At 44.6% G+C, this 3,586-nt stretch carries 3 protein-coding genes; all 3 read right to left on the bottom strand.

Features of this window, described 5'->3' with window-relative positions; translation table 11 throughout:
* Positions 1-79: 79 nt before the first annotated feature.
* On the bottom strand, positions 80-979 hold the full coding sequence (locus E1163_RS01670; protein ID WP_155168807.1) for a DUF6999 family protein: 900 nt from the start codon (positions 977-979) through the stop codon (positions 80-82).
* 25 nt (positions 980-1,004) lie between these two features.
* The gene (locus tag E1163_RS01665; RefSeq protein WP_155168805.1) at positions 1,005-2,855 is read right to left on the bottom strand and encodes a beta-ketoacyl-ACP synthase III; all 1,851 of its coding nucleotides are present in this window, start codon (positions 2,853-2,855) and stop codon (positions 1,005-1,007) included.
* A 30-nt stretch (positions 2,856-2,885) separates the two neighbouring features.
* Positions 2,886-3,586, bottom strand: a 701-nt coding sequence (locus E1163_RS01660) for a sterol desaturase family protein (protein ID WP_246223460.1), incomplete at its 5' end; no start/stop codon positions are given.

Genomic DNA, 3,586 nt, shown 5'->3' with positions numbered 1-3,586 from the left:
TAGTTTCTTAGTGCTACTGAACGGGTATAGTGAATCTGCATTAGATACTCATCGGATGACTTGGTGTGGCTCTTTTAATCTACTTTTCCAACGGAGTTACAATCCCATCTACAGATTTGCCTTGTTTGATATTCACCAGTATCTGGTGGAGTGTTTCTGCAGCCAGGCCGTGTAGTACCAGCCGGTAGGCTGCACTGTAGGTGGAAATAGGGATCATAGGGTGCTTATTGTTGACCAACCCGAGGTGTGCCGGGGTGCCCAATAGCTGGGAGGTGTAAATGGAGATAGTTTCATCAAGTTGCAGGGAGTTAGAGGCCCTGATAAAGTCATTGGAAGTAAGGAAAAACTGGTAGAAAGGTGTAAATAGCTCTATTGAAGACTTCAAATCGAGGATGTTCGTCCATTTGTCTGGAAACTCAATGTGGTCAAACTGGTCATCGGAGATCATGTCTAAGCTTAATCTTTCCGGTGGCTTTATGGTAATATTCTTTTCCTTTAGCTTGCTGTTTAGCCTGATAATGAAGTTGTAGAGGTTCAGGTCATGCTTTAGGAAAAGGTCGTCTTTTACGTCCTCAAAATTATTCGGTTTTAGCGGGGAGGTTTCAATTTCAACGCCTTCAACATTGCCTGCTATGAATTGTAAAATTTCACTTCCTACATGAAAATGCCTGAATATAAGCAGGTTGGCGTCTTTGCTCACAAACCTTTTGAGCCCCCACGAGAGTATGATGTGCAGGATTTTGGAACTGTTAAAGATCTTAGGAAAGAAGAACTTAAACACATGGATAAAAAACATGGTGACCTTAGACCAGAAAAAGATCAGCGGGTATAAGTACCTCGCCGATCTGGAGTTGTTGTCCCGCATCAGGGCCTGTTTGGTCTTTTCATTGATGGGGATACTGTTGTCGAGGTACAGGGCCAGCCATGGGTTTGGGTCGCGGCTGTCGTAGCTCGATATATCAAATAACTCTTTTGACATCTTAATAATGATTTAATTTCCTGAATTAATAATTGCCTAACTCTTCGAGCTGCATGCGATAAAGCCTGGCTGTTGTTTTTGCTGTTTTAACTATAGCTTCGGCAATATCCATATTCATAAGTGGATGATCAAGTGCTTTTTCCAGACGGTGGAAATGGTTTTCATCAGCCACACCATGATAAGTGAAAAACGACACCTGCTCATCAGCCAGACCTAGCTGGTCCTGCATCATCCTGCCCCAGTGGCCCGCCAGCCTTTTGCCAATGCCTTCGATAATAAACATGGCACCCAGCAGGTCTATTGGGTTGGGTTTACCAGCCTGATTGAACATAAAAGCAGACAGTGCCATGCTTCCTATATTCTTTTTACCAGTCCTGATGGCTTCTGCGGGTTCATTCAAAGCTTCAAAATTGCGCTCCAGCAGTTGATAATCTTTATGCTCCGTGGCGGCATGTTTGATGAAGGCAGAGCGGAGTTCAAATAATTCGATATCAATACATGAGGCTGCACGTGTGATCCATTGAGAACCGTCAATAACCTGCTGCCTGAGATCGTGTAGCAGTAACTTGTAATCATTCATGGATAGTGAGCCCTGGTGCATTTTAGTAATTACAGGTACTTTTAGCAGGGAAGTTTCAAATTCTATCCAAACATTGGTGAGCTGGCGAATGAGCCATTCAGAAACAGGCCTTTCTTTCAATACCAGCTCAGGCGCTTCCACTTCGCGTATTTCATACTGCTTTTCCCCGGCAGCAGCGGCACCTTCTACGGTAAGCTTCATGAATGAGGTTATAAAGCGGCCACTTTCCGGAACCATACAAAGAATGCTGTCACCGGCTTTCAGCTTACCCGAAAACATCAGCTCTTCCAGCATGATAAATATAGATGCAGAACCAGTATTCCCTTTGGTGGTGAGGTTGCTAAACCATTTTTCGTCAGGGATCAAAGCCCCGCCCTTGGCCATCAGGTCTTTAATAGGCTGCTTGAAAAATTCTGACGAGTAATGGCAGCAAAGCCAGTCTATTTCCTCGGTTGAAAGCTTTTTGCTGTCGATGAGTTCAAAGAAGTGCGCTACGCCTTTTTGCACCACCCTGTCGAGCAGTCGTACATCCTGCTTGAGGTTGAGTGCGCCGGCCTGTGATGCGGATTCATAGTCAGGGTAATCCAGCCAGGAGGGTTCGCTACCCGTCTTGTCATCAGCTTTGCCCGTATACATGCAGAGGGGGAGCTCATGAGCGTGTGATTTGATATCAATCCAGTCTATGCGCAGAGACAGGCCTTTGCTGCTTTTCTTATTTTCCAGTACCAGTGCACCTGACCCGTCAGAAAGCATCCAGCGCAGAAATTCTGCATCAAATGAAAGAGATTTTACATTTTGTTTTTCGAAGCGGGAACCTTTGAAGAGCCTGCTGGCGAATTCACTTCCCACACATACGGCGTTATTTTTCTCCCCACTTTTTATCTGGGCATAAGCATCTTTCAGGGCCATCATGCCACTGGCGCATACACTTTGAAAACTGGCTACCTCGCAGGCCGAAAAGCCGAGGTTGCCGTGCACCATACTGGCAAAACCCGGTACGGGCAAGTCAGCCTGAGTGGTACCTGCGGCCAGCAACTCAACGTCTTTAGGGGAGAGGCTGCTTCTTTCGAGTGCATGGTCTATCGCTCTGGCGGCCATTTCAGCATTTGTATGGCTGCTTTGCTGTTTTTTGTCAATAGCGTAATGCCTGAATTTTATACCGTTTTGCTTCAAAATACGGTTTTTCAAAGCACTGTCTTTGCCATTGATCCTGCCAAGGAAATCTTCCATTTCGTCATTTGAAACAGGCTCATTGGGAAGAAATATCCCGGCGCTTGTAATATATACATTATCCATAGTCGTCATTTGAAATCCCACCCGATGGGATCAGCTTTTATTAAAAAGTTTGTTGTTTATTCTATCCAGTAAACCGGAGGCAAAGCCATAATTACGTTTTGCCCTGGAGTGGTGGTGGTTATGGTTGGTGCCAAAAGCCAGAAAACCCGGCGCTTTTCCACTCCAAAAACGGTAATTGCAATGTCCGGCATAATTTAGCAGTATGCTCACCAGCGGAAATATAAAAATGGCTGTTGCTGATAAAGGAATAATCAGGGCTATTGTAACAGGAACAGTACTCAGCAGCAAGGCTTCAAACCAGTGAAAGCTATAGACCGAATATACTGTTGGTACCCTGGACCGGTGATGCACATAATGGACGCGCTTCATGAAATAGGGGAGGTGCATAAGCCGGTGTACCATAAAAAAATGTATCTCATTCCAAATAACCAGTATAATAAGTCCTGTTAGTATGTTAAGGGGTGTATCAGGAACCAGGTCTATTATCCTATGGCGTATAAGAAATATGAGCGGGATGCCGGAAAAACCAAAGATAACAACGGATTTTAAAGAATGCAGTATCTCGAACCTTACCTGTTTGGGTGTTACTTCCTGCTTTGAAATTACCTCTAACAGGCCTTTTCTGTGTAGAAATTTACAAGCTTGCTGAAACAATGGTGCAAGGCCAAAGTACAATATCACAAAATAGAGGAAGACCAATCCATAGAGCTGAATGTAGGAGTACTGGTATA

This window comes from Fulvivirga kasyanovii (genome assembly GCF_009711405.1).
In the GTDB taxonomy this organism is placed as follows: Bacteria; Bacteroidota; Bacteroidia; order Cytophagales; family Cyclobacteriaceae; genus Fulvivirga; species Fulvivirga kasyanovii.
This window is presented reverse-complemented; position numbering and strand designations above follow the sequence as displayed.